Source organism: Psychrobacillus faecigallinarum (assembly GCF_014836595.1).
GTDB lineage: Bacteria > Bacillota > Bacilli > Bacillales_A > Planococcaceae > Psychrobacillus > Psychrobacillus faecigallinarum.
The window spans coordinates 91,186-117,696 of sequence record NZ_JACSQO010000005.1; the positions used below are offsets into that span (position 1 = coordinate 91,186).

Below are 26,511 nucleotides of genomic sequence, written 5' to 3' on the forward strand. Positions count from 1 at the left end.
TATTTAGAGGGGAAGCCCCCCTCTTTTGTTTAAACTAACTTATCTTCAAAAACTTGCCCTGGTGCTAATCATTCATCTGAATTTTGCTCAGGAGATTCTTCCACAACGCTATAATCTGTAACATCGATAATGTCACTCATATCAGCTGCAATCTCATTTTTAATAGTGGAGTCTGCCTCAATCGTTTTCTGAAGCTCAATTGATTTAGGAGCGTATTTAAGCACCTCTTTTAATACCGTCTTCTTTGCCATTGCATCGAAATTAGTCTTCCAAGGGCTTGTCCATCCTTTTTGTACTGCTTGACTGAACTTCTGTGCATGCTGATCAATACGTTCTTTGGTCCAATACACGAAATCATATCCACCATTTTTAAGATGATAAACCGCGTAATAACCAATCGGTTCACCTTCTGGTTCAGTAGATGGTTTATGAATCAAGTCTTTATTCAATCCGTACTGAAACTCAAACACATCGTTCCCATAAACTTCATGAGCATAAATTGCCTTATACTGTCCACTACGTACTGCTAAATCGATTAACCCTTTGTATCCGAGTTGGAACTGAACGTTCTTTCCATAAGGAATTAGGTAAGCTTGTCCTAGCCCTGTGTTCGGTTCGACTCCTAATTGAGCTGATTGCATGATTGCAGCTAAGAAAGAAGTTTGGTCACACTCTAGTAACTTAGGTGTAGTGCGAACTGCCGTAAGTGCAATGCGAGCAATTCTGTCTGCATCCATGTGCTTTGGTAGAGCTCGTTGAATCTCTGGCCCCATTCTTTTTAATAGAGCGTTTAATGTATTCTCAGGAGACACCTGTTTCTGTACTCCGTTGTTTGCCTTTGTAGCTAATTGATTTTTAACATCGGCTGTTGTTGCCATGGTTCTATTCCTCCTATTTGATTAAGAATTTTCTTTCTGACGTGGTATTCGAATATTTCTTATATAGTTCAGGCTGTTCTGCTTTCAATCGCTTAGAATCGATTCTCGTAACACTATTTGACTTCCAAGTTATCTTTCGAGTGCCTGCATATGCTTTTTCGTTAACACCCATTAAAGCTTTTATTTGATTTTCATACTCTTTCTTTTTAGATTCCGATTCCTTGATATCGGATTTGATTACTTCCAATGCTACTAAGAGTGTTTCAGCATCTTTAGGAAGGTTTATCTCTGACTCTGGTTCCGATTCTGGATAAAGAGCCTTTAATAAATCAACCGAGGCATCAGATCCATCGAATGCTGGAGGAATTTCTTTCAAAACATGGTTTTCCCAAAAGTCTCTTTCAATTTGTATTAGATAGCTGATAAGCTCCTCATCGCGTTCTACTTTTTTATGGATGAACTTGTTTCCACCAATCAGAACAGCAAGGTGCCATGCTTTATATCCGGTAACTGCCATGTAATGCTGTATTTGGAGTAAGTACGCTGCAGGAATTTCTTCATCTTCCCATTCACCTTTTAAGTACTCCGAAGCTGTTTTACATTCCAGGCCTTCTTGTTTTCCGATAATCAAGCGATCCACATTTGCGAACATGAAATGATGTTCTGGATGTTTAAGAATCGCATTTTTTCGTCTAACTTTTAATCCAGTACGTATACTGAACTCTTGAGCCACGATATCCTCCATTACATTGCCCCAATAGGCAGCTTCACCAGCAGTATCTTCTATAGGAGACTGTCCTACTTTATCCAAGTAAACAGCTACTGGAGACTTCCATTTATTTAGTCCTGCGATAGCTGAGACATCACTGCCTCCAATTCCTTTACGCCTAGCTTCTAGCCATTGTTCACGACTCATGTCTACTGTTTGAATCAATGATTGAGCTTGCATAACTATCCCTCCTCTTGTCATATCCAAGGATTCTCGTTATAATAGAGACATCCGTTTTATAAGAGAATCCTTTAAGTCCGCTACTCCAATAGCGGATTTTTTTATGCACTTAAATCAACTGCCAGGTTTTCTTCAACAATGTGTTCACCCATATGCTCTGTTGAACAATACAAGTAACCATCCCACTCATAACCTTCACCTTCATATAAATCTTCCTTGCAATGTCGATAGTTGCAGCACCCAACCTTTCTAGGTTCTCTTAAAGGTTCTTCGTAGCCATAACCTGCTACCATTGGGTTTCCCATTTAATCACCTCTTTCCGATGGTTGAATCCCATCAAGAAGTCTAGGAAAGCAAAGGGGGAATCCTAGACTTCTTGACGGGAGCCATAAGCTCCGTCGAATGGTCTTACTATGCCTTAAACAAATCTGGATTTTCATAAGCGTTCCCAACAATCTCTACATTTTCAAACCTTTCGTCATATCGTTCCATTATGTGAGTACAACATTCATAACCACTCAAATGAAGCCAAGTAAAGTTCCATCCCCATGCACTTAAAGTTTTGCAAACATGGAAAATGGAAAACTCTCCATAATGTTCTTTGTTTCTTGGATAAATTTTTAGAACATCACTTTCACAAATTTCATTTCCATGCATATCCTGCATGCCCGTGTATTGTAACAACGGGAACTCTTCGAAATGCTCACCTACTCCATCATCAAAAACTACAATTAAGAATTCTCGCTCGTCCTCATCCTTTTCGATTCGCATTTCTTCCCAATCAATCATTTTCTTGTTGCTTGTGTCCCACGCTTTGTATTTAATTTCACCATTCATCAATTCATCTCTCCTTTTTTTACTGTTTTAAAATCCCACTTTTCATGTAATTAGTCCGTCATTGTGCTATAATCTATTTAGACATTTTGATAATCGCTGATTAACTTTGCCGAGTTAGTCAGTTTTTTTATGTTCCGTGTTCAAACTTCCCCACATATTCCCTAACAGAAGTGCTGCACCAATAGAGACAACATAGATAATTACACTCTCAGGACTATTGAACATTTCGTTTCACCACCATCACATTAACCCCTGCTGCAACTAAGTCATCCAGTAAACCTTTCATTTGTGATTCAAGCACTTTTCTATCTGCCAATTTTTTTAGTGTTTCTAGCGAATTATTAATATCGCGAACAAATGAGATAGCTTCCTCTAAATCACCCATTTTTACACAATCCTCAATGGCCTTACTGCAATCTAAGATGCTTGCGTGTACTCTTAATGCTGCATGATAATCCTGTTGTCTGAATAGTTCTGGTTTCATTTAGTTCCTCCAAGATATCCGGCACTCATAAGCGCCTTGTAATGTTTATCCCATACTTCTGTATAACTTATTTCAGCCTCTTTACAAACGACGGCAATGAAATGATCTAATGCAGTAATTGCTTCGACAGCTTCCTGCAGCATAGAGTCAACGGATTGTAACTCAAAATGTTGTAGCTTCTTTAAAGGCTTAGCTAAACAAGTATTCACTATCAAATCCAACGCTTCTTTCATTTCTTCTACGGTTTTTTCTTTTACGCTTGATCGATGTAAATCCACATTTGGCCCATCTAACCATTTAGGGCCTGTTCCTGTGTATTCGTTCCTCACCGTTATAGCGAATTTAGCATTATCAAATTTTTTTACTAGAGTTCTAGAAATATCAGAGGGAACTTTAGAACGACCATTTTCATATTTTGAAACAGTTTCGCGTGTTGTATTTATGTCCAAACCTAAAGATAACTGCGTTTGTTCCCCTCTCATTTCTTTCAACATTTCCCCCACCAAAGTCTTGGTCATATTTACCAACCTTTCTAATTTGTTAGAATCACATATCTCATTCAAGTTAACTTGTAGTAGACCGTTGACTATAGGCAACGGAGTTATAATTAAATTAGAAATCCCACTCATTCATAATGATTTCTTGTATAGCTTGGATAGTTGGTTCATAAAGCCAAATCCTTTTACTATGTGCTCCTCTTTTTCTTTGAAATCTTCTAACCCGAGGATCACACAATATTTGCTTTTCTAGAAAGTCGCGTTCAAAAGGGATTATTTCTTTTAGTTGTTCCAAATCTATAAACAGTAACTTGGGACGCGCAGTCTCTTTAACAATTTCTTCAAGGTGTTGTTCAATCTTTTCTTTTGTAATTCCTGACATTTCAAAAAGTGTTTTTATCACACTACTTTCATTTGCAGTTTGTGGAATCATATCGCCACCACCTTGCCTAGAAACTTGTTAATGAAATAAACTTGGCCTTTGCCAGTTACTTTCGAAGTCTTACTAATTGATATACTTCCACTGTTGTGATGAACAGGAGTTTCTTTTATTTCAAACAAACCTAATTCCATAGATTTTTGAGTTGGTGAATTATAATCAGAGCCTTTTCTTTTAACTAAATAACCATTTTCTCTTAGCCATTCGAATAAACGTTTTTGCCCAACGTCTATTCCGTTTTGTTTTAAAAGTTTTGCTAAGTCTCCAACTAATATGGATGTATGACTTGCTTGTACAGCATCAGCAAATAGTACTTTTGGTTTTTGATGCTCTATAAGAGCTTCAAAAGCTTCACGTTTCAATCTTTCTTCTTTTAAACTAGTAAGTAATCCAATAGTGAAATCTGGATTAGCGATTGCTTGTTCCAATGTATCTGGTGTCATGTATGCTCCATGTTTTCTAATAGAAGGAATAACTTCATGAGTTACCCAGCGTTTAAATTGTTTAGCTTCGGGTTTACGACTAGCTAAAATAAGAGAGTATAATCCGTATTCATTGACGATATTTGTTTCACCTTGACGCCCTAAGTTGAACTTAGTCCGTTCATCATTATCTAATCGAGATAAAGCCATCGTTGGATTAGTGAGGCTTAACACATCACATACATCAGTGGCTACAAACCAAGGTGTTCCATTTTTTTCTATAACTCTAATTGAGTGTTTGTCGAAATCGAACATTTGTAATTGATTCATCTTTCCTCCTCCTATGCTAGTTGTTTATGTTCCTTAAAAGAACATTCTTCTTCAAAAAAAATTGACCATTTAAAATCTAATGTTTTTGCTATTTTCTTAGCGACATCGACAGTGGGTGTTTTAATTCCCAATTCGATTTTTGTGTAATAACTTCTAGAAATACCAGATAACTCTGCTACTTCATATTGAGTTTTGCATTTCTTCATTCGAGTTTTTTTTAACCAGTTTCTCACTCTATAACCCCCTCTAGTTCCTTTAAGGAACATCTTATAAATCCATAGTACGTTACTTTTAGGAACATGTCAACTAATAATTTTAAAAAAGTTTTACTCTTAGGAACATCTATAGAAGTTACTGTTAGGAACATTTATAATGATAATATCAATACTAGGTAGGTGATGATCATGGAAAAGTTCGCACAAAGGTTAAAACAATGCAGAGAACAAAAGAAATCATCTAACCCTAATTGGACTCAAAAGTTTGTTGCAGATAAAATCGGTATGGCTAGGACTACCTACACAGCTTATGAGAACGGCACCAAATTACCTCCATTAGATATAGTAGATAATCTTGCTTCATTGTTAGAAGTCTCCACAGACTACTTATTAGGTAGAACAGATATTAAAGAACCAAACAATATAGATTCCAACGCGGAATTCGAAGCCTGGGTAAACGATCCACGCTCTAAAATATTATTTAAGGAATTTAATGAGAGTTCCGAAGAGCAAAAAGAAGCTTTGCTGAAAATGTGGGAAATCTTGAAAAATCAAGGAAAGTTATAAAACAGCAATACGAGATGTAGTTTTCTATATCTCTATTTTTATAAACTCATTGTAGTTATATTTTCACAATTAAATTACAGGAAATTAGTTATGCGAAATTCTTTTATCTGTAAATTACTAATTATTATTACGCAGTTAAAATTAGAGGGGGAAATTAAGTGGAAAAGTTTGCGGAACAGCTAAGGAATTTATCGAAGAGAATTGAAACAATGAAAGAATCAATTACAACGGAAGAAGCAACTAAAACTGCTATCGTTATGCCTTTTTTTCAAATACTCGGTTATGATGTTTTTAATCCTATGGAGTTCAACCCAGAATTTACTGCTGATGTAGGAATAAAAAAAGGTGAAAAGGTAGATTATGCAATTTTGTCAGAAGGCAAACCAGTTATTCTTATTGAATGTAAAGGTATCACTCAAACACTAACAAAACATGACTCACAACTTTTTAGATACTTTGGAACAACTACTTCTAAATTTTCTATTTTGACTAATGGTATCGAATATAAGTTTTTCACTGATTTAGAAGAAACTAACAAAATGGACGTTACTCCTTTTTTCACTTTTAACATTTTGGATCTACGTGATATTCACATTGCAGAGATCGCGAAATTTAGAAAATCGACTTTTGACGTAGATAATATTACAAGTACTGCATCTGAGTTGAAGTATCTAAGTGCATTTAAGAGCTATTTGTCTACGCAATTTGATTTACCATCAGAGAAATTTGTTAAATTTATGGTTAACGAAATTTATGATGGTGTCAAAACAAAAAGTACTATTGAAAAGTTTACACCAATCATTCATAAAGGTCTCAAACAGTTAATTAATGAACAAGTAAACGACAAATTAAATGCTGCATTAAAATCAACGGATGATAATAAGAGTAATACTCCTATAGTGAAAGAAGAAATAATAGAAGAGATAGAATCATCTGATGGTATAGTTACTACTAATGAAGAACTGGAGTCATACGCTGTCGTGAGAGTCGCTCTAAGAGATGATGTTGATCCAGAAAGAATATTCTATAGAGACAATAAGAGTTATTTTAATATTATGCTAGATGACAATATTAGAAAGTGGATATTAAGAGTCTACTTTGAAAAGAACAGAAATTTTATTGTATTAAATGATGCACCAAAGGACAAAGAAAGAACGATCATTGAATTTGTAAAACCACTTGATATACTTGATTCCAAGGATATAATTATCAAGACTACAAAACAATTTTTATAGGCCACACACTTTATTTATGTAAAATAGGAGGAAATTTTTAATGTATTTTTTAGCAGTTTTTTTACCACCAGTAGCGGTATTGTTAAGCGGAAAACCAATTCAAGCACTTCTTAATTTTGTACTAACTCTCTTTTTCTGGATTCCAGGGATAATACATGCAGTACTCGTAGTAAAGGATAACAAAGACAATAAAAGAATGAAGCAACAAGCTGAAATTATAGTAAATGCTAACAAAAAGTAAGTAATAGTTTTACTAATACTCCAATCCCTACTTCCAATATGTAGGGATTTCTTTTATACTAAAAAAGAACATATGTTTGATTTGGAGGTTGCAACATGAGATACACTTACAACTTGATGGAAGAATATGTGAAAAAAATGTATAACACAATTGGGATTTACCTTCCTCACCAACTAGATATGGAGTCAATAGCAGCACGCTTAGGTACAACCCTAATTTACCTGCCTTATGGATCTATGACGGTCGGAAATGCTATTTTAATAGACATCAGACTCTCACCAACAGCACAATGGCAAGAATTCGGTCATGAACTATGTCACGTAGAATGGCATGATGGAAATCAACGCGTACTCCCCTCATCATTTTTAGAATACCAAGAGTGGAAAGCTTCAAACTTTGCATATCACGCTTGCGTGCCGACTTTTATGTTAGACAGAATGAATTTGCCGAGTTCTGAAGTAAAAGCTATATTTGTGGTACAAGAGACCTTCAATGTAGATTATGAATTTGCAAAAAAAAGGTTGAATCAATATTTAAGTAATACATATCATTATTCACAATCGATGTGAAACGGAATCGAAGACGCATGATAGTTCACTAAAGCCCTTGTATACATTTAACACTGTTAACTCAATAGATAAGACCGTCAATATTTCTACTTAGTGTTAGGTTTTAGATTAGGAGAGTATAAGAAAGTGGGGGACTGAATGGCTAGGCAACAATATAATAAAACCAAAAAAGATAATATCTATTGGTACAAAGATAACAAAATTAAGAAATTCGCTTATCGTTATAAATATTATGATGCTTATGGACAACGTAAAGAAAAATCAAAACAAGGTTTTGACACTGAAAAATCTGCAGAGCTCTCTCTAACAGAATTAAAGGCAGAAATATTAAAAGGCAATCACCAAAGAGTTGATAATCAACATTTAACAATTAGTAAATGGATGGAGATGTGGTATGAAAGAAACGAATCTAAATGGAAAATCAGCACTCGCGCACAATACCAGAATGCTATTGAACATCATATAGCTCCAAACTTAGGACATATTAAACTCTCTCAGCTTACAAAATCAACATATCAATCTCTAATAGATAAATTAATTTCTTCTCACGCTCCTACTTCGATTAGAACAATGCATGCAGTATTTAATAGTGCTATCAATGCTGCAGTAGAAGAAGAGATTTTAACAAGGAATAAAATAACTAAAGTTAATCTACCACAACTCAATCCTAAGCACTTGGAAGTTGGAGATAACTTCTTAAGTGAAGAAGAATTACGTAGGCTATTGGAGTACGTAAAGAAAAATGAAGAGTTTACACATTATATGTTAATTCTATTACTAGCGTTTACTGGGATGCGCAAAGGTGAAGCACTTGCACTACGATGGGCGAATGTGGATTTTGATAATGCTGAGATTACTATTATTCACACAAGAGATCATCTTGGTGAAAGGTCAGCTAAAACAGATAACAGCATAAGAAGAATTGACGTAAGCGATTCCTTAATCACTCATTTAAAAAAGTATAAATTGTGGGCAATGAAAAAAAAGCTATCTCAAGGAATTAAATTAAATGAAGATAATCTAATCCTCATTAACCCGTCTACATGCGAACCAATATCTCGATCTTTTCCAAACTATTTAACCGAAAGAGCATTTGAAGCTGGTGTTATAAAAAGAATAACTCCACATGCTCTGAGACACACTTGTGCAACCATTTTAATCTCAAAAGGAATCCCTGTGACCACCGTCGCAAAAATGCTAGGAGATTCTGTTGAAATGGTTTTGAAAGTATATGCTCATTCTTTAAGAGTGAAAGAGAAAGAAGCTGCAAAAGTTTTAGGTGAAGTAATCAATTTTGAGTAAAATATATAAAAAGCCTCTAATTTTGGGGTACTTTTTGGGGTACAAGGAAAAACAGTACCCCCCAAACCCTCATAGATATTGCGTTCTTGACATAGTCAGTCCTTAAGAAAATCTTAAGAAATTCATATATTTACTTGTATTTATTAAGCTGATTTCATTGAATTAAAATTAAACGTAACAAGAGCATCGTTTATTCCCATTTTCTTTATATCAGTTTGAAATTTTTCTCCAATCGGCCTTAGCTCAATTTCAGTAAACTGAACAACTCCAGAACTTCTATCATTCAGACCCCCTATTAGGGCGGAGATATCTCCTGTTCCAAATACCACTTGTATATTTTTATTTATTATAGGCAATATAAAAACCCCTCATCTTAACTTATAAATGCGCTTCGTTTAAATACCTTCACTCTACTCTTATATACTAATTGCTATGGTGATTGCTCATATAGGGTAGTTTATAAAAAACACTACTGATAAGAAAAAAAGAAATCGATGCTAATCGATTTCTCTTTTTCTTGAATATCAGCTAGTTAATTCCCAGCCTCTTTAAAATTATATTGGTCTTGCATAAAGCTGTTTTTTTATTGGATCCCAAATGATAATTCCAACATTTTGATTTAGATCTGTAAAAGTAATAGTAATAGGTATAGGAAGATAATCAACTAAAACAGTATTTAATTTATCACCAGTGAGTTGTAAAAGACCAATCAATTCAGGGTCATTTATTAAAGGCACGTTAACATCTAGTTTTAAATCAATTAATTCCCCGTTTTGATATCGAAGTTTGCCACTTATTTTAGGATTTAAATGTCCAAAAAATTTCTGAATATCTTCTTTGAAAATTAATAATTTATCATAAGTTCCTTTGTCTAAACTATATAATGAATCTGAAGGGAACGTATAATTTTTTATATCTATATCAGTCCATTTATCTATTCTATCTCCTTCTGGAATAAATGTTTCAGCTAAAAATATTCCTGGAAGTATACCATTTATATTTGATTCTTGGTATAAAGTTAAATAAATAGGGACATTAGGTATTTTATTATTGTTTCTAATATTTTTAATTATAACTTCGGATATTTCCTTCCCGTAATTTTCCACATCATTTACATTATCATCGTTACTATCGACTTTAACTTGACCTGTATGAACTAAACCTTTATCATCAGTTACTCTAAAGTCATAAAACTCATTCAAAGATATTGCTAAAGATATTCCGTCTAATTTTCCATTCTCTTTGTTAATAAAATTATGTTCTAATACATGAGATAATATCCTAGGATTGTTTTTTTGATCTTTTACAACATCTCCCGTACTATCTTTTATAGATGGGTTTAAACCAAAACCTTCTTTTGATTTTCTATCTAACCATTGACTAATAATATTTTCATCTAAATATTGACCTTCCTGCATATAAAACTTGTTTGTAGAAAAGTGATTTACTGATAATTCCATTAGTCCTTGCTCAATTTCAGTTACATCTAATATATTGTTTATATTACTCAGTATCAATCCTCTTGAAACGTTAGTCTTTGCAGGTTGCATAATTTCATATATGTTCTTTTCTTGAAATAGTGATATTTTATTTTCAACAACTTGTTCATCATTACTACAAGAAACTAAAAAAAATAGTGGTGTTATAAAAAACAACATCCTCTTCCATATTTCCATTTATCGCAACCTCCTTACCAATTTATATATAATAAAACCATACATTTCCATTTTAGTTAACTTAGACTAAAAAGTAAAACAGACAACCAAATTAGTTACATAAGGTCTAACTTAAGATCCTTTATAAAACACTTGGCAGTAGTCTATTTAAAAGGCGTACGATTAATTACTTTAAATCGTATTTACTATATAAAAATCGAAATTTTTTCGTAAAAATTGGTGTATCTAACCAAATTTTTATTTAATTTATCCATTTATTCATATCTCATAAAAAAAATGACCTTGAGCAAATGCCCAAGACCAATGTAAAATTAATGGTGGTCGATTATGGAAGGTATCCCTCATGCCTCCTATAAACTATGTAGGAAGCTCACTTTTACTCTATAAAAATAACGCTAGCTTATGCTGTCCGTTTCAGCAACAATTTTTCGTATTTCGGTATCTGTTTTTGCATCTACATTCCATAGCGGATTAAATTTAATTTCCCACTCCAATGACTCAGGATCAATACTCCAATCTACGACGCTGATGTTTGCACCGCAAGTTCCTTTAGTTTCACTTCAGAGGATAAACTCGTATAATATTTTTCGGAAACCTGTTGCATAAATACGTCACACTCTTTTTTATACAATAAGCCCTTTTCTCCAAGTTCCACTGAAAATGTACGCTTATCTTCCGCGTGTTGCTTTCTAATAATATATCCTTCTGCCTCAAGTTTAACTAACTGTTGGCTGATTGCACTCTTGGTTATATTCATTTTTTCCGCCAACTTTGTAGTGGTAGATGATGGGTGGCGAATAATTAATGTTAACAATGTATATTGCTGATTATTTAATTGAAAATTCATGTAATTTCTTTTTTTCTTCTAGCAACAGCCATAGTTCTTCAATTGTTTGATTGATTTTCTCAGCTATATTTTCATTCTTCATGCTTTTGACTGTCACCTTTTCTTCTCCAGTTTTTCGGGTTTAACTTGTTTTTGTATTTGTTCACTACTTCTTTCCCAACAAATACAGCACCTATCAAGAATATGATTTCGCCAATTACTATACATACGGGAATGATAGTAGCCTTTATATGGGTTGGCAATGAGGTGAAAGGTACGATGGCTGCGGCCCCCCAAAATATAGGATAAAGGATTAGAAGTACTATTCCAAGTTTAAATAGAAATGGTTTCTTTTGTTTATTTTTATTTTCTAATAGTTCTTTTTCCAATGCTAAGCCCTCACGTATAATTTATTTTAGTTAACTTAACTAAAATAAATTATATGGGAAAGATGGTTTAATTACTAGGTAATGCATCCTCTAAAATCAAGCTATTATATAATAGTTTGTTCTATAAATCCGTTACGATTTTCACCTTTCCTAATTCAAATTTTCCTACTGTATAAGTTCAATAAGAAAAGTGCATTTTGTTCCTACCAAATATTAAAAGAGCACCCGATTGGATGCCCTCAATGTTACTTTTTATTAAATTACTGCCCTTTAACCGTTACGATAGTATCTTATTTATCTATCTTGGCCTCTACGATGCCGAAGCCATCTCGAAACTGCTAATCTCTAACTATTGAGGTTCAATGAGATCAGTGTCTGGCGGGATATACCCAAGTTGTCTTCCTATTTTAACGATTTGTCCTTTATGGTGAAATTCATGAGTGATGGTATGGGTAAAAAGCCATAATGCTGTAAATTCCCCTCTTCCATCAACCTTATTAGTTTCATCCCATTTACCACTAAATTTATTTAGAAATTCATAAACCAAGTCATCCGTTCCCCTAAAAATTTCGCGCATTTTCTCAACATCGTTTACTGATTCTATTTCTATTTTGGAAAGTGATTTCCCAAGTGCACGATTTCCTAACCATACTCGATAACAGTTAGCTACATGAACATGTAGACTTTGAACTGAATCACCACCGAAATTTTCAAGCTCTTTAACATAATCGGCAGGTGACAACGTTTCGCAATAATCAAATAAAGATTCCCTTGTACGTTGTATCCAATCATACTGGGTTTTGAAAACATCCATCTTATCGCCCTCCTTTAAAAAACATTTTTTAATCGACCAGCCTCACTAACCTATTAAAATTATTCAACATCCATCTAAATAATCCCTCTTTCTTCAAAAAACCTTCTCAGTTATTTGAAGAATGAAGATAGTCCTTCATAGATACTTTATTTAAAAGTTATTTCTATATTCTTCGTTCAAATCATTAATAAGTTCAACCGCTCCATCTACATGTTCAACATCATAGACTTCCATATTTAGTTTTAATTCTTTTTGAATAGCTACCGCTTCTTTTGCATTTTCGCTCGGGATAATCATAAAGAGAAAATCGTATTTATCTGCAGTTTGTAGCTTTTCCTTCAAGCTTCCGATAGCTGATACGTTTCCGTCTCCATCTATCGCCCCCGTAACAGCAATTTTTAACCTATTTTGCAATTCGCCTTTTATAATGAGTTCTGTTAGTAATAAGCTAAGCCCCGAGCTATCTCCTATAGCTTGATCATCATTAAAATAATCAGTAATCCTTGTCTCTTCTTTCCCGAAATATTGCTTCAGATTCTCTCTCATCTTTTCTTTTGGAGATTTTTCATTTAGGTGTATCCAACTTAATAGCGTCTTATTTTTTTCTTCATAAAGTATTTGATTCGTCAATTTAGTAATCTTATAAAAATCTTCATTTTGTCTTATCAAATATTCCTGTGCCTCCTGTTTGCTTTCCATATTATCTAAAGGTAAAGAAGCAACACTTACTATAAAGATCCCTGAACCTACTACTGTCTGCCTTGGCTCTATGTATACGTCTGCTACGTGTGTTTTTGAGATAAACCCTAACAGCGGCAGCTCATAGCAAAATAATAGGAGTAGTATGGATAGAGAAATTCCAATTTTTCGTCTCGTTGCACGTTTTTTTCGAAGCGCAATCATTGAGATAGATAAAACAATTAGGCTAATCAGTAATATTAGTAAAAACGAGATTCCATCAATGTAATCTTGAAGATATAATACTAGAAATAAAAGATAAAAAAAGATCGTTAAAATGACTTGGACTACATTTAATGAACGAAATTTATCAATAATTTTCAACTCCAATCTAAAATTATATGTTGTTCAACTTACATGTCATCGTTCTTATATATAAATTAATTAACAAATAAATAAATAAGAATATTTCGCCCTATAAAATACCATTTTTATCTAATTGTAGCATCTATTCTATTATTTTTCCGTCTTATCTGAAACTTTCTCGCGCAAAAACTGTCTAATGTTTTAAAGGAGTGAACAAGATGAAAAAAATGCTATGGAGTTTGCTAACTGTTTTTATGCTCTTAATTCTTGCAAGCTGCGGAACTAATGATAATGATGAAAATAATCCTACGACGGGAAGCGAGCAGCAAGAAACTGAGCCTAAGGTGTCTACTCAGTTAAATGTGGACGCTAATGGAGAAGCAGTTTTCCTTATAAAAAACGAGTCAAATAAAGAAAGTACCTTATCATTTACAAGTGGCCAGGAAGTGGAATATCAGCTACTGGACCAAGATAAAACAGTAGTATATACGTACTCTGCAAATAAAAGCTTTACACAAGCAATTCAGGAAAAAAAGCTTCAGCCAAATGAAGAAATTTCCTTTGACCTAGACCTGGAAAATGAGCTCGTGGATGTACCTGCTGGAAAGTATACGCTGGTGGCTTGGTCATTAGCACCTGAACTTAGTGACCAAAAAGTTGAAACTACTTATGACTGGGCTGGTACGGAAAAAGCAGAGGAGAGCGCCCCTCCTGCAGAAGAAATAAGTAAAGTTACTCTTTATCGCGAGGACGATAATGCTGAATTCGTGGAGCCTTATGAGGTAGAAATCGATCCATCTGGAGATATGGTGAAGCAAATATTTGAGGAAATAGATACAACTAAAGTCGGTTTGTTGGACTATCGATTTGAAAATGACGATAAAAAGCTAGTGCTTGTTATGGATAAAACTACAGAAAACGTACAAGGTACGGCTGGGGAGTATTTATTCATTGGTAAAGTCCTTCATTCCTACTTTGAGAACTTCCCTAAATTAGAGGAGATTGATTTCGTGCAACAAGATGGGAGCCCGGCTGTTCTTCCACATATGGGAGCAGTTAGCACCTTTACAAGAGATGAACAATATACAAAACCAAATTAATGTAATGAAAAGAGCTTGGATTGACTCCAAGCTCTTTTTATTTATTCACTTCTTTTGTTTAGACAGCGTTCGCATTCGAATAATGGAGATTCTACTTGCTCTTGGATGACACATCCACATTCGCGACAAATCTTTGAATTTTTTTCACTTGTTGGCTTATTCATTCCAATCACCTCCTATAGTTTTGCATAGCCTGGAATTGTTAGAAATTCAATGAAGTTATCCTCTTTTACAAGAGTCAAAAATAGCTCTGCTGCCTCCATATATCTTCCGGACAAATAGATATCATTGCCGAAGTCTGCTTTTAGCTTTCCTAGCTCCTCTGTTAGAACCTGCTCGACAAGCGGCATTGTAATTTTCCTTCCATCCTCTAGCTTTCCTTCTGGATGTCTAACCCATTGCCAAACCTGCGTACGAGAAATTTCTGCCGTCGCTGCATCCTCCATTAAGTTGTTAATAGGTGCAGCTCCATTTCCTTGAAGCCAAGAAGCGATATACTGAACCCCAACACTACAGTTTAATCGAAGTCCTTCTTCCGTAATTGTTCCAGTTGGCACTTCAAGTAAATCCTCCGCAGTTACCTGCACATCCTCTCGTTTACGATGGATTTGGTTTGGGGTTGGCATATGCTCATCGAATTGCTCCCATGCTACTGGTACTAGCCCTGGATGGGCCACCCAAGTTCCATCATGACCATCAGAGGCTTCCCTTCTTTTATCTTCACGTACTTTGGCAAAGGCTGCCTCGTTTGCCTCTTCATCATTCTTAATGGGGATTTGGGCTGCCATGCCACCGATTGCGGAAGCATTTCTCTTGTGACAGGTTTGAATACAAAGCTGCGTATATGCTCTCATAAACGGAGAAGTCATTGTCACCTGGCCTCGGTCTGGTAAGATTACCCCTGGCTGATTGCGGAGGCGCTTGATGTAGCTGAAAATATAATCCCAGCGTCCACAATTTAATCCTGCAGAATGTTCTTTTAGCTCGTATAAAATCTCATCCATTTCAAATGACGCCATAATTGTTTCTATTAATACAGTTGCTTTTATAGTCCCCAGTGGAATATCTAGCTTCTCCTGAGCGAGCACAAAGATATCGTTCCATAGTCTAGCCTCTAGATGACTTTCTAGCTTTGGCAGATAAAAGTACGGTCCTGTTCCTCGCTCGATTGCCTCTTTTGCGTTATGGAAAAAATATAAACCGAAGTCAAAGAAGCTACCGGAAATCGGTTTTCCATCTATATGAATATTTTTCTCCATGAGATGTAGGCCTCTTGGACGAACGAGCAACACTGCTGTTTCATCCTTTAGATGATAGCTTTTACCCGTTTCGGGTTGAGTATAAGAAATCGTCTTTTTAACTGCATCCCTCATATTGATTTGACCCTCAATCATATTCTCCCAAGTAGGAGATGTTGCATCCTCGAAGCAGGCCATGAATGCTTTGGCTCCAGAGTTTAAGGCATTGATGACCATTTTCCGATTGACCGGCCCTGTAATCTCTACCCTTCTATCCTGTAGATCCTGAGAAATTGGAGCAATTGTCCAATCTCCTTCTCGGATATGCTTCGTCTCTGCTAGAAAATCTAACTTTTCACCATTATCTAGCCTTTCTTGGCGTTTTCTCCGAGCAATCAGTAATTCCTTTCTTCGATCATCAAATATTTGATGAAGAGAAGCGATGAAATCCAAAGCCTCTGGCGTTAATATTTCGTACATTCCTTCAACTTCATTCCCTACTACTTCAATATTTTTTGCAGTTGTTTGTTCCATTCCTTTACCCTCCCATTTCTTCAATGATCAAGCAAATTGTGCTGTTTCTGTGGATCCCTTCATTGCAGTTGTAGAGGAAGTTCCACCAGATACAATTTGAGATACCTCATCAAAGTAGCCAGTACCAACCTCACGCTGATGTTTGGTAGCTGTATACCCCTTTGACTCATTGGCAAACTCTGCTTGCTGCAATTTAGAATAAGCTGCCATGCCTTTAGTTTTATATTCATGCGCAAGCTCAAACATGCTGTGATTCAGTGAATGGAAACCTGCAAGTGTAACGAATTGGAACTTGTAACCCATCTTGCCTAGTTCTACTTGATACTCAGCTATCGTTTCTTCATCCAGATTGGCCTTCCAGTTAAAGGATGGAGAGCAGTTGTATGCAAGCATTTTATCTGGATATTTAGCATGGATGGCATCAGCAAATTGTTTTGCTTCCTCTAGGCTTGGATGGGACGTTTCACACCAAACTAGATCTGCATATGGTGCATATGCTAAACCACGTGCAATTGCTTGGTCGATACCTGCCTTTGTTCGGTAAAAGCCTTCTGGCGTTCTTTCCCCAGTAATAAATTCATGGTCACTTGAATCGATATCACTTGTAACCATATCTGCAGCGTCTGCATCTGTACGTGCGATTAAAACGGTTGGTACCCCTGACACGTCTGCTGCTAGACGAGCTGCTACTAAATTGCGGATAGCATTTTGCGTAGGAAGTAGAACTTTCCCTCCCAAATGACCACATTTCTTCTCGGAGGCTAATTGGTCCTCTAAGTGAACGCCTGCTGCCCCAGCTTCAATCATTCCTTTAATTAATTCAAATACATTTAGTGGTCCACCAAAACCAGCCTCAGCGTCTGCAACGATCGGTGCAAACCAATCAAACTCATCCTCACGCCCCTCTGCTTGGTCAATTTGGTCTGCCCGTTGTAGAGCTTGGTTAATACGCTTAACTACTGCTGGCACGCTGTTTGCCGGGTAAAGGCTTTGATCTGGGTACATTTGACCTGAAAGGTTAGCATCTGCTGCCACCTGCCAGCCGCTCAAGTAAATTGCTTGAAGACCTGCTTTTACCTGCTGTACTGCTTGGTTTCCTGTTAGGGCTCCTAAGGCATTTATGAAATCTTCTGTATGAAGAGATTTCCAAAGGCGTTCTGCTCCCTTGCGCGCCAATGTATGCTCGATTTGTAGCGATCCTCGAAGTTTAATAACCTCTTCTGGAGTATAAGGGCGCTCTATTCCCTTCCAACGGCTATCCTCTTCCCATTGCTTTCTAAGCTCTTCTACTTGTTGTTGTCTATTTATCATAATTCAACACACCTCTCCTTAATTTTTCGATAATTGAAAATATGTCTTTTTTACTGTATCATAACAGCTGTGTTTCTTGTAATCTAATATATAACAGAAGGAATTATTCTGTATCGGTTTTTGGATAGGTTGCTTTTTTAAAGGGATGAATTAGAAATAGGATGGATGAATGCAAATAATTGACCTTGGAGGTGTATAAATGGAAATAACGAAAAACCAATTAAAGAGATATAGTAGCCTGCTAGAGGAGTGGATTCCTAAGGAGGCTTCCATCGCAATTGCCGTTAAAGACCAGTACATCTATTACTACGCAGGAGAGCATGATCTCCAGTTAAAAGAAGGACAGAAGGTACAGCCAGGAAGTATTGCAGATGTAGTTTTGAAGAGTGGATGCAGAGCGGAAGCTGTGTTAGACGATAAATTGTTTCATATACCTTATTACGGGGTGGGATACCCAATAGAGATTAATGGCGAAGATGCAGTATTAGTTGTAATACTCCCTCCACAACATAGCGTGAAGAAGTTTCAACCCTTTCGATTTCTTACAGGAAAAAAGGAAGATGAATGGAAGCCAGTGCCCATTGAAAAAATAGAATACATGGAAAGTTTGCAAAAGAAGACCTGGTTTTACGCAGACGGAGAGACGTATAAAACAACTATTCCTTTAAAGGATCTTCAAAAGCGGCTACCCGATAATTTTATACGTATACATCGCTCTTATATCGTCAACATCTCCTTTATTGATCGAATCATTCGAGACTTTTCATCAAATTTATTAGTTGTATTAACGAACGGTACGGAATTACCCGTTAGCCAATCTTATATGGCGGAGGTTAGGAACGTTTTGGGATTTTGAAAGCTGAACGGTCATAAATACTTGTATCCGGTCATAAAAAAATCTATACGGTCATATTTTCCTTATGAACGGTCATAAAATTTTTTATGCGGTCATAAATCTCGCTAAATGGACATAAACAAAAGGAGCTGCCAATTGGAAGCTCCTTTTTAGTTTCAAACCTCGGTTGTTTTCACGAAAAGTTTTCTATATTATAAAAATAATACATATTTGGAGGATAATCATGGAAATATTGAACACTTATATAGCAGCAACTAATACCCACAACTTTGAAGAAGTACAAAAAGTATTGCACAAAGATGCCGTTTATTTTTTTTCTGATCAAACCTGTACCACTCATCAAGCAATTCAGACTTATTTTGAAAATGCTTGGACCATTGTAAAAGACGAAAACTATGAAGCTCGCAATGTATACTGGCTTCATCAAGGTGAAACTTCAGCCACTTGTATTTATACTTACTTTTATGAAGGGTACATCAATGGAGAGTATTCAAGTGGAGAAGGTAGAGCTACGAATGTGTTCGTGAAGGAAGAAGGAAGGTGGTTACTCATTCATGAGCATTTAAGCAATAAAATAGTAAAGGAGGAGAAGTATATTAATACAATTATTGCAATTATCCCTCTTATTCTTTTCTTTGCATTTTGGATTTTTATTATCTGGTTTGTCATTACATTGGTTCATTCGAGCAAAGAGCGCAATGAACTATTAAAAGAGATTTCTAGAAAGCTAGATAATCTTCAGAACACAAACAAATTAGATTAAAAGAGAGGGATAATCACACCCTCTCTCAAGGCTTTGGTAAAGGCAATGTTTCTTCTTCTATATGACTCTCAGAACTTTCCATGGCATCTGTATCATATACATGCAAATGGTATGTGAAAGTTCCGTCTTCATTAACCTTTACAGACATAACCTCTTCCTTGTTAGTTAAATCTGTAATAATTGGTTTCACTTCATTCTTCTCGATATCCAACATGTACAGCTTTCCACCAGCTGTTACCATTCCGTATCCATATCCGATAATCACAAATAATCGTTGTTCGTCAATCCACGCTACTTCTTTTGGTGTATACTGACTGTTTTGCTCTGCCTCAAGCAGTTTAAAAATAAGCGAATCTTTTGTTTCAATGCTTTCAATCACTAGTGTGCCAATGCCCTCCTCTCCTGCTTGTTCTCCAAGACCTTCGATTGTCGCTCGAAGTCCACCATTTGGAGAAGGTACCCAAGTAGAGTGGAACTCAGGTTTGTAATCAGATTTTATAGTCTTTGCAAATGACTCTGGAGTTTTGTTGTCAACATCATCATTCTCCTTAGTATGCTTAAATTCTGTAATATCCTCTGTTAACCCAATCACATAATCGCCTTTCTCTTCATCCCAGTATTCAGATATTCCTTTTATATACCCATAATTTGGAGCATAGTAGCTTCTAGCACGATAAGCATCTGCGGTTGTTTCTACTACCATGACGTCGGTAAAGGTGCCTAAGGGAGTTGTAATCTCTTCATTTAATGAAACAATAACTCCTTCACCAAGTGTACCTCCATACCCATATTGATCTCCTGCTTGAAAAGGCGCTTCTAAAATTATTTCTATGGTAGGCAGGGACTCTAGCTCTTCGAATGTCATATTTGTTGAAGAAGTAGCCTCCATCACTTCTCTGTACACTAGTTCCAACTTATTTTCTTTTATTCGATAAATACTTTCGAAAGTTTCTCCTGCATTACTTTTTATTTGTTTTATATAGAATTGATTGATCCAAATTGTATCTATAGTAGAACCACTATCCTCATATCCTCCTGCAAATACAGATTTGCTATTGCTCGGGAAATACTCTCTTAAAGTCCAAGTAAGGTCTTCTTCCTGATTCGGTTCCTCTTTGTTTTCTTCGTTAGGAGTAACCGTCATAGGTGATTCCTCTGAAGGCTGCGCTTGCTTTTCGGTTAAAAAGTTAGGAATTATTAATATACTAGCGACAGTTATCATGCCGAGAAACGCAAGAATAGTTGCATAATAGGTTAATCGCTCTGGTTTTCTTTTTACGCGCTTTCTCTTATTCTTTTGGATTTGTTCCTGCACTCTAGCAGCCCGGTCAGAGGTGTCCCCTATTTTCAATAGCAGTTGTCGTTTGATATCATTCATGTATAAGCACCTCCCATTCACCATGCTTTAATTTTTCCTTCAAAAGTGCCCTGGCCTTCCTGAGTCTTGTCTTTATAGTATTATCTGAAATGGTCAATAGCTGTGAAATCTCCAGCACTGATAACTCTTCAAAATAGTAATGAATGATAACCTCGCGATATTTTAAGGGCAGTTCCAGCACGGACTCTGCCAGTTCTGACTTTTCATCGTTTTCTACGATTCGATTTCTTGATTTTTTAGATGGTGTCTTAAATGAATTAGTTAATATATGAGTTCGATATCGCCAGCTCTTTAAATAGTCCTTGCATCGGTTAATGGTCATTCGTCCAAGATACGTCTTCAAGGATGCACGTTCCTCAAACTGCTCGAATTTTTGATAAAAGGTCAAAAAAACCTCTTGAACAATATCCTCTGCTGCCGACCATTCCTTTACATATAAATAGGCAAGCTTCAGCAAATAATCCATATGCTCCTGCATGACCTGCTGAAATCTCTGTTCCTCTAGATAACCGTTCACTTCCCATCCCCCTTCCCATTACCTTTTACTAATAGACGAGGCTCCCTACTCGCACGTTTTAAAATGTGGATATATTAACAAAAGCTGCTCCGATATATATTCGAAACAGCTTGTTACTTTAGAATGGTTATCTCTTTTGTATATGGGTTAAACACTAATGAAATTTTTTTTGAATCCTGAATAGCTTTTATAGAATAAACTTCTTTTCCAGTTTCAATTTGAATTGATGTGGTTAAAAAATTTTCTATTACCTCTACCTTGTACTCCCTCTCCACTATTTCCTGTGCTTCTACATACGTATAATTAGGCTTAACAATTTCATAGAACAAAGTAATGCAACCAATTCCAATTAAGCACGATATGATCGTTTTAAAGAGTTTTTCTTTTTCATCCATCGACACTATATAAATATGAACATACGATAATAATATTAAAGGTATCGAAGCTGATAAAAAGTATAAAGTTGGATCAATTCGTAAATATTCGCGTGAATCATAAAGTAAGTGGAGAAAGAAAGCAATTGAGACAATAAAATAAATGATTGATGCGAATATGTTCTTCATCGTCCAACCTCCTCCCTTTTGGAGCCACAATATAAAACAAGCTTTCCTCTCCTGATTAGAACTTCTTTTTATATTATTCAACAAGTCGCACTCATTCACCTTTCCCTGAAAACAAAAAACACAGCCCCTTTTAAAAGGCTGCGGTTCCAATTAAGATTTTAGTTTTATCACATTAAATTTAAATAATATCGTAATACCAACATTGTTTACAAAATGAATAAATAAAGGGACCAATAAATTGTCTGTATAAAAATAACTCCAGCCTAACACTAAGCTTGGAACTGTGATATTTAGCAGCATCCACGGCTTCCTATAGTACTGTATGTGAAATGCAATAAACAAAAAAGCAGTTAAAATAATTGCAAGCCATTGATGTTCCAAGGTTAAAAACAAGACATTTTGGATAATTCCTCGAAAAAGTAGTTCCTCAAAAAGTGCAGCTACAAACATAAACGAGACAATAATAAAAATCGAGTTGTTTTGATATCCCTTATTCGTATCATTTATATGTTCTGCTGAAGTTAAATAGGTAAGTAAAATTCCATATAGGGTTAAAACAATCGATGCGAAGATTATTAAGATAATCATTTTCGAAACTTCATTAAATGATAAGACGCTTGAAAGTGCCAAATAGTCTTCTATCACCATAAAAAGGAGGATTGCCAAGCAACATAGATTCAAGCCCATAAATGCTGGTATAGCACTCTTCAGATTCATGTGATTTACTTGTCTTTCGCTTACATTTTTCAACCTATACCTCCACCTGTTTCGACTCTTTGTTTGCTTTACTGCCTACAGTCAGAATGACAATACTTCCAAGCAGGAGGCCAATACCGACCCAAGAAGTAGCACTCAATATCTCACCTACGACAACCACACCAAGAAGGGCTGCTGTAGTCGGCTCTGCTAGAGACAAGGTCAGTGCAGAGGAGGCTGGGATTTTGCGAAGACCCCAACCATACAAAACGTAGGCCACGCTTGTTGTAGCTAATCCTAAATAGAAGATGATTCCCACGTTCCCTGCATCAGCTAGCCAACTTATGTCATACACAAAGAGAAATGGTGTTAACAGAAACGCACTAAGCGAGAATGTCATCGCTACCACGGGTATCGCTTCTTCCTTTTGCAAAAGAGATTTGCTTGTTAATGTATAAAAGGCAAAAATAAGTCCGGCGATCAGTGAATACGAAATGCCGACGGGATCTATAGTGACTTCACCCTTCGTTAAAAATAAAAACAGACAGCCTACTATTGCTAGTCCAGTAGAGAGACCCCATACTCTTGTCGGTCTCATTTTAAAGAAGATCCACTCAACCATTCCGGAGAATACCGGTGCACTTCCTATAGCCACCACACTAGCAATCGCCACTCCTGTTAAACGAACCGATGAGAAAAATAATAATTGAAACAGGGATATGCAAATAGCAGCGTATAATGTTTCTTTCCATGGCCAAGAGCGAAACTTAAATTTTTTTAGTAAAATCATAACGATCAGTAAAGGAATTCCTCCCGTTGCTGAACGCCCTGCGCTAATAATAAATGGGTGTGCATTATCTGGTAAAAATGTTTGGGCAGTGCCTGTCGTTCCCCAAAGCATGGCACCGAGTAATACGAATATGTATGGTATAACAGTCACTCATTTCATCCTTTCTGCTATCACTAAAATATAAGTAGGAGCGTTGAGTTACTTCTTTTTCTCTATTATACTAATATGTAGGAGGGATTTGTACATGTACATGACAGTAGAAGAAACGGCTGATTTCTTGTCTATGCCACTTGATCAGGTCAAAAGGTATATAGCCGAAAAAAAGATACGTGCTGTCTTTGACGGAGAGCAGTATGTCGTCAATAGTGCACAGTTCGAAACCCATTTAGAGCAAGTGGAAGAATTGAAACGCCAAATCGACGAGTGGCGAAACACTCCTATTCCAGAAGACATAGACGTTAAAGACGAAGACTAACAGTTTTAAGCATACATCAAACAAAAAGGACGTTTCCTTGGGAAATGTCCTTTTGTTTTTTTATATAGTAATGAAAAAACCTGCGCGTTTTCCAATGATCTCTGCATAATCCTCTACCATTACACTAGCAGTAGGATACATACCAGCTCCAGGTCCTACCAATGTTAGTGTTCCAATATAGTTCGTATCTAAGGATACAGCATTATTTACACCTTCAATAGCATATAACGGATGATCTGGTCCCACTAATTGAGGTCCTACTGAAGCATAAAGCTCTCCGTTTTCATCCTGTTCGATTTCTGCCACATGGCGGTAACGGAGCCCGGTATCCTTCGCTTTACGCACATCCTCTAATGTAATTTCATCGATACCTACTACACGTACCTCGTTCCAATCAGGCTGTTTTCCAAACGCTAATGCACTTAAAATCATTAATTTGCGAAATGCATCCTGACCAGAGATATCATTGTAAGGATCTGCCTCCGCATACCCTAATAACTGTGCTTCTTTTAACGCATCTTCAAATGGAGATTCTTCTAAACGCATTTGTGTCAAAATATAATTGGACGTTCCGTTTAAAATGCCTTGAATCTTTTTCACTGAGTTTACTTGAAGTAGATTTTTTAATGTCTTAATAATTGGGACTCCACCTGCAGTGGTCGCCTCATACCCTACAAAAACTCCTCGTGACTTTGCACGTTCCTGCAATGGGATACTATATTTTGAGAACATGACCTTATTTGCTGTAATGACGTGACAGCCCTTGTCTATCGCTCTACATAAATAGCTATAAGCCGGCTCTTCGTTAACTATTGCTTCAAAAACTACTTGAAGCCCAGGAATATTTTCAATATCCTCAAAGTCATCTGTCACTAATACGCCTGGGGTCTCGGGTCTTTCTTTAGCTAAATTATTAATGAGAATCGCACAAATTTCGATGTCCAATCCTAATGACTTTTTTAAGTCTTCTCGTTTTTCATTCACAATGTGATAAATCCCTTGGCCGACTGTTCCAAATCCTAAGATTGCTGCTTTTATTTTTGCCATGCTGTCTCCTCCAAATGAATCTGTACAATTGAATTTAAATAATCGTACTTGAATAAAATTTCAATTAACTAATTGACTATTTTACATATTGTAGACTATTTCCACTCAATTAACAACAAAATTCTATCTAGAGAGGACATTTGTTTTCTCTAAAAGTACTTTTCCGAGTGCTTCTTGTAAATCTTCTACTGCCTCCAAGCCTACAGACAAGCGAATTAGATCCTCTGTAACCCCTGTTTTTACTAAATCCTCCGGTGTAAGTTGTTGGTGAGTAGTGGAAGCTGGATGAATAATTAGAGATTTTGCGTCTCCCACATTTGCTACATGTGACCAAATCTCTATATTATCGATAATATGTCTACCTGCTTCTCTACCTCCCTTTGCTCCAAATGTCAAAATAGAACCGTATCCATTCTTTAAATACTTTTTAGCAAGTTCATGTGTAGGATGGCTTTCAAGCCCTAAATAGTTAACCCATGAAACTTCCTCATTGTCATTTAAGTACTCCGCAATTTTCTGGGCATTTTCGTTATGTCTTGGCACTCGTAAGTGAAGTGTTTCTAATCCTTGAAGAAAGGAGAAAGCTGCTTCTGGGCTTAGAGAAGGACCAAAATCACGTAGCAACTGGACTCTTAGCTTTATAGCAAATGCCACGCCTGGAACATCGATTCCGTAGCGCAAACCATGATAGGTTACGTCTGGCTCTGTAAAGCCCGGGAATTTTTCAGAATTCCAGTTGAAGTTACCTCCATCAACTACTACTCCACCAATTGTTGTACCGTGACCTCCAATCCATTTTGTCGCCGAATGGATAACTATATGAGCGCCATGCTCAATTGGATTTGAACCAAACGGAGTAGCGAAAGTATTATCTACTAGTAATGGAACCCCCACTTCGTTCGCAATGGTAGCTACCTGCTCCACATCCAGTACATTTAAGCTTGGATTTCCAATAATTTCAGCAAAAAAACCTTTTGTCTTCTCAGTAACTGCTGATCTGAAATTCTCAGGATCCGTTGAATCTATAAACTTTACAGTAATTCCATAGCGAGGAAGTGTATGAGCAAAAAGATTAAAGGTCCCTCCATATAAGTTTTCAGCTGCGATAATTTCATCTCCAGCGCCTGCAATATTTAAAATAGAAAATGCAATGGCTGCCATCCCTGATGAAAGGGCCACTGCGGCAGTACCTCCTTCAAGTAATGCAATTCTTTGCTCAAAAACATCAACTGTTGGGTTTGTTATTCGGGAATAGATGTTACCAGTCTCTTTTAATGCAAATAGATTTTGAGCATGCTCAGTGTTTTGAAATACATATGAGGTTGTTTTGTGAATCGGTACCGCTCTTGATCCTGTGACTGGATCCGGTTGTTGTCCACCATGCAATAGAAGTGTTTCTTTTTGAAGATTTGTCATTTTGAATTCCTCCGTTATTAGTAGATTAGATGGATGCTTGGAGGCGGGAGAGGATTATAGAACTGCCAATGTAAAAACCCCTCTTCACTTAAGAAGAGGGGTCAAATTGACAT

32 protein-coding genes and 2 pseudogenes are annotated in these 26,511 nt (G+C 36.2%); 9 read left to right on the top strand and 25 right to left on the bottom strand.

The window, feature by feature from the left end; all coding sequences use genetic code 11:
• Positions 1–68: 68 nt before the first annotated feature.
• The 9 genes from H9650_RS11495 to H9650_RS11535 form a co-directional block, all read right to left on the bottom strand.
• Positions 69–878: a recombinase RecT gene (locus tag H9650_RS11495; protein ID WP_191697274.1), complete on the bottom strand. Its 810-nt coding sequence runs from the start codon at positions 876–878 to the stop codon at positions 69–71.
• 13 nt (positions 879–891) lie between these two features.
• Positions 892–1,827 (bottom strand): YqaJ viral recombinase family nuclease, encoded by a 936-nt coding sequence (locus tag H9650_RS11500; RefSeq protein WP_191697275.1) that lies wholly within the window; start codon positions 1,825–1,827, stop codon positions 892–894.
• A gap of 101 nt (positions 1,828–1,928) precedes the next feature.
• On the bottom strand, positions 1,929–2,132 hold the full coding sequence (locus H9650_RS11505) for a hypothetical protein (RefSeq protein ID WP_191697276.1): 204 nt from the start codon (positions 2,130–2,132) through the stop codon (positions 1,929–1,931).
• A 106-nt stretch (positions 2,133–2,238) separates the two neighbouring features.
• Positions 2,239–2,664: a YopX family protein gene (locus tag H9650_RS11510; protein WP_191697277.1), complete on the bottom strand. Its 426-nt coding sequence runs from the start codon at positions 2,662–2,664 to the stop codon at positions 2,239–2,241.
• Between the two features lie 214 nt (positions 2,665–2,878).
• A complete protein-coding gene (locus tag H9650_RS11515) occupies positions 2,879–3,148 on the bottom strand; it encodes a hypothetical protein (protein ID WP_191697278.1) in 270 nt (89 codons plus the stop codon).
• Positions 3,145–3,642 carry a helix-turn-helix domain-containing protein gene (locus H9650_RS11520; RefSeq protein WP_225216045.1) on the bottom strand — a complete coding sequence of 166 codons (498 nt, stop codon included), beginning with the start codon at positions 3,640–3,642 and terminating at the stop codon, positions 3,145–3,147. Before H9650_RS11520 ends, H9650_RS11515 begins: the two co-directional genes overlap by 4 nt.
• Before the next feature lie 118 nt (positions 3,643–3,760).
• Entirely contained in the window at positions 3,761–4,078 is a 318-nt protein-coding gene (locus tag H9650_RS11525; protein ID WP_191697280.1) for a hypothetical protein, read from the bottom strand.
• On the bottom strand, positions 4,075–4,836 hold the full coding sequence (locus H9650_RS11530; protein ID WP_191697281.1) for a phage antirepressor: 762 nt from the start codon (positions 4,834–4,836) through the stop codon (positions 4,075–4,077). The genes H9650_RS11525 and H9650_RS11530 overlap by 4 nt, the downstream gene beginning before the upstream one ends.
• 11 nt (positions 4,837–4,847) lie before the next feature.
• Entirely contained in the window at positions 4,848–5,069 is a 222-nt protein-coding gene (locus H9650_RS11535; RefSeq protein ID WP_191697282.1) for a helix-turn-helix transcriptional regulator, read from the bottom strand.
• Positions 5,070–5,240: 171 nt separating this feature from the next.
• Between H9650_RS11535 and H9650_RS11540 the strand changes: the two genes are divergently transcribed.
• The 5 genes from H9650_RS11540 (at position 5,241) to H9650_RS11560 (ending at position 8,965) form a co-directional block, all read left to right on the top strand.
• Complete coding sequence (locus H9650_RS11540) at positions 5,241–5,618, top strand: helix-turn-helix domain-containing protein (protein WP_191697283.1); 378 nt, start codon at positions 5,241–5,243, stop codon at positions 5,616–5,618.
• A 209-nt stretch (positions 5,619–5,827) separates the two neighbouring features.
• Positions 5,828–6,853: a type I restriction endonuclease gene (locus H9650_RS11545; RefSeq protein WP_191697335.1), complete on the top strand. Its 1,026-nt coding sequence runs from the start codon at positions 5,828–5,830 to the stop codon at positions 6,851–6,853.
• 40 nt (positions 6,854–6,893) lie between these two features.
• Positions 6,894–7,094, top strand: a complete 201-nt coding sequence (locus H9650_RS11550) for a YqaE/Pmp3 family membrane protein (RefSeq protein ID WP_191697284.1) — start codon at positions 6,894–6,896, stop codon at positions 7,092–7,094.
• 95 nt (positions 7,095–7,189) lie between these two features.
• Positions 7,190–7,663, top strand: a complete 474-nt coding sequence (locus H9650_RS11555; RefSeq protein ID WP_191697285.1) for an ImmA/IrrE family metallo-endopeptidase — start codon at positions 7,190–7,192, stop codon at positions 7,661–7,663.
• Positions 7,664–7,801: 138 nt separating this feature from the next.
• Positions 7,802–8,965, top strand: coding sequence for a site-specific integrase (locus tag H9650_RS11560; protein ID WP_191697286.1), 1,164 nt, complete (start codon positions 7,802–7,804; stop codon positions 8,963–8,965).
• 143 nt (positions 8,966–9,108) lie between these two features.
• Here H9650_RS11560 and H9650_RS11565 read toward each other — a convergent pair whose 3' ends face one another.
• The 6 genes and pseudogenes from H9650_RS11565 to H9650_RS11590 form a co-directional block, all read right to left on the bottom strand.
• Positions 9,109–9,321 (bottom strand): hypothetical protein, encoded by a 213-nt coding sequence (locus tag H9650_RS11565; protein ID WP_191697287.1) that lies wholly within the window; start codon positions 9,319–9,321, stop codon positions 9,109–9,111.
• A 198-nt stretch (positions 9,322–9,519) separates the two neighbouring features.
• Positions 9,520–10,641 carry a CamS family sex pheromone protein gene (locus H9650_RS11570; protein WP_191697288.1) on the bottom strand — a complete coding sequence of 374 codons (1,122 nt, stop codon included), beginning with the start codon at positions 10,639–10,641 and terminating at the stop codon, positions 9,520–9,522.
• A gap of 517 nt (positions 10,642–11,158) precedes the next feature.
• Positions 11,159–11,570 (bottom strand): annotated as a pseudogene (locus tag H9650_RS11575) (MarR family transcriptional regulator).
• Positions 11,560–11,856 carry a transporter suffix domain-containing protein gene (locus tag H9650_RS11580; RefSeq protein WP_151111694.1) on the bottom strand — a complete coding sequence of 99 codons (297 nt, stop codon included), beginning with the start codon at positions 11,854–11,856 and terminating at the stop codon, positions 11,560–11,562. Before H9650_RS11580 ends, H9650_RS11575 begins: the two are co-directional and overlap by 11 nt.
• A gap of 349 nt (positions 11,857–12,205) precedes the next feature.
• Positions 12,206–12,670, bottom strand: a complete 465-nt coding sequence (locus H9650_RS11585) for a DinB family protein (protein ID WP_191697289.1) — start codon at positions 12,668–12,670, stop codon at positions 12,206–12,208.
• A gap of 150 nt (positions 12,671–12,820) precedes the next feature.
• A complete protein-coding gene (locus H9650_RS11590; protein WP_191697290.1) occupies positions 12,821–13,732 on the bottom strand; it encodes a S16 family serine protease in 912 nt (303 codons plus the stop codon).
• Between the two features lie 200 nt (positions 13,733–13,932).
• On the opposite strand from H9650_RS11590, the gene H9650_RS11595 reads away from it, so the two are divergent.
• Positions 13,933–14,814: a BsuPI-related putative proteinase inhibitor gene (locus H9650_RS11595; protein ID WP_144538355.1), complete on the top strand. Its 882-nt coding sequence runs from the start codon at positions 13,933–13,935 to the stop codon at positions 14,812–14,814.
• A 41-nt stretch (positions 14,815–14,855) separates the two neighbouring features.
• Here the strand turns inward: H9650_RS11595 and H9650_RS11600 are convergent, their stop codons facing one another.
• From H9650_RS11600 to aceA, 3 genes are read right to left on the bottom strand one after another with little or no spacing between them, the layout of a single operon-like run.
• On the bottom strand, positions 14,856–14,978 hold the full coding sequence (locus tag H9650_RS11600) for a YhfH family protein (RefSeq protein ID WP_191697291.1): 123 nt from the start codon (positions 14,976–14,978) through the stop codon (positions 14,856–14,858).
• Positions 14,979–14,990: 12 nt separating this feature from the next.
• Entirely contained in the window at positions 14,991–16,586 is a 1,596-nt protein-coding gene (aceB, locus tag H9650_RS11605; RefSeq protein ID WP_191697292.1) for a malate synthase A, read from the bottom strand.
• A 27-nt stretch (positions 16,587–16,613) separates the two neighbouring features.
• Positions 16,614–17,897 carry an isocitrate lyase gene (gene aceA / locus H9650_RS11610; protein ID WP_154311904.1) on the bottom strand — a complete coding sequence of 428 codons (1,284 nt, stop codon included), beginning with the start codon at positions 17,895–17,897 and terminating at the stop codon, positions 16,614–16,616.
• 199 nt (positions 17,898–18,096) lie between these two features.
• Here aceA and H9650_RS11615 point away from each other — a divergent pair, with 199 nt between their 5' ends.
• Together H9650_RS11615 and H9650_RS11620 are read left to right on the top strand one after the other, a co-directional pair.
• The gene (locus H9650_RS11615) at positions 18,097–18,753 is read left to right on the top strand and encodes a LytTR family DNA-binding domain-containing protein (protein WP_191697293.1); all 657 of its coding nucleotides are present in this window, start codon (positions 18,097–18,099) and stop codon (positions 18,751–18,753) included.
• 223 nt (positions 18,754–18,976) lie between these two features.
• A pseudogene (locus H9650_RS11620) lies at positions 18,977–19,321 on the top strand (YybH family protein); the annotation flags it as partial.
• Positions 19,322–19,541: 220 nt separating this feature from the next.
• Here H9650_RS11620 and H9650_RS11625 read toward each other — a convergent pair.
• The 5 genes from H9650_RS11625 to H9650_RS20790 all read right to left on the bottom strand — a co-directional run bounded on the left by H9650_RS11625 (position 19,542) and on the right by H9650_RS20790 (position 23,610).
• Positions 19,542–20,894 carry a DUF4652 domain-containing protein gene (locus tag H9650_RS11625; protein ID WP_191697294.1) on the bottom strand — a complete coding sequence of 451 codons (1,353 nt, stop codon included), beginning with the start codon at positions 20,892–20,894 and terminating at the stop codon, positions 19,542–19,544.
• Positions 20,887–21,411 carry a sigma-70 family RNA polymerase sigma factor gene (locus H9650_RS11630; RefSeq protein WP_154311908.1) on the bottom strand — a complete coding sequence of 175 codons (525 nt, stop codon included), beginning with the start codon at positions 21,409–21,411 and terminating at the stop codon, positions 20,887–20,889. The genes H9650_RS11625 and H9650_RS11630 overlap by 8 nt, the downstream gene beginning before the upstream one ends.
• Positions 21,412–21,524: 113 nt before the next feature.
• Positions 21,525–21,974, bottom strand: a complete 450-nt coding sequence (locus H9650_RS11635) for a hypothetical protein (protein WP_191697295.1) — start codon at positions 21,972–21,974, stop codon at positions 21,525–21,527.
• A 150-nt stretch (positions 21,975–22,124) separates the two neighbouring features.
• A complete protein-coding gene (locus H9650_RS11640; RefSeq protein WP_225216046.1) occupies positions 22,125–22,724 on the bottom strand; it encodes a CPBP family intramembrane glutamic endopeptidase in 600 nt (199 codons plus the stop codon).
• Position 22,725: 1 nt separating this feature from the next.
• On the bottom strand, positions 22,726–23,610 hold the full coding sequence (locus H9650_RS20790; RefSeq protein WP_154311910.1) for a DMT family transporter: 885 nt from the start codon (positions 23,608–23,610) through the stop codon (positions 22,726–22,728).
• 94 nt (positions 23,611–23,704) lie between these two features.
• Between H9650_RS20790 and H9650_RS11650 the strand changes: the two genes are divergently transcribed.
• The gene (locus H9650_RS11650) at positions 23,705–23,935 is read left to right on the top strand and encodes an excisionase family DNA-binding protein (protein WP_144538346.1); all 231 of its coding nucleotides are present in this window, start codon (positions 23,705–23,707) and stop codon (positions 23,933–23,935) included.
• Positions 23,936–23,995: 60 nt separating this feature from the next.
• Here H9650_RS11650 and H9650_RS11655 read toward each other — a convergent pair whose 3' ends face one another.
• Both H9650_RS11655 and H9650_RS11660 read right to left on the bottom strand, forming a co-directional pair.
• A complete protein-coding gene (locus H9650_RS11655; RefSeq protein WP_144538345.1) occupies positions 23,996–24,982 on the bottom strand; it encodes a homoserine dehydrogenase in 987 nt (328 codons plus the stop codon).
• 123 nt (positions 24,983–25,105) lie between these two features.
• The gene (locus H9650_RS11660; RefSeq protein WP_151111699.1) at positions 25,106–26,398 is read right to left on the bottom strand and encodes an O-acetylhomoserine aminocarboxypropyltransferase/cysteine synthase family protein; all 1,293 of its coding nucleotides are present in this window, start codon (positions 26,396–26,398) and stop codon (positions 25,106–25,108) included.
• Between the last annotated feature and the right edge of the window lie 113 nt (positions 26,399–26,511).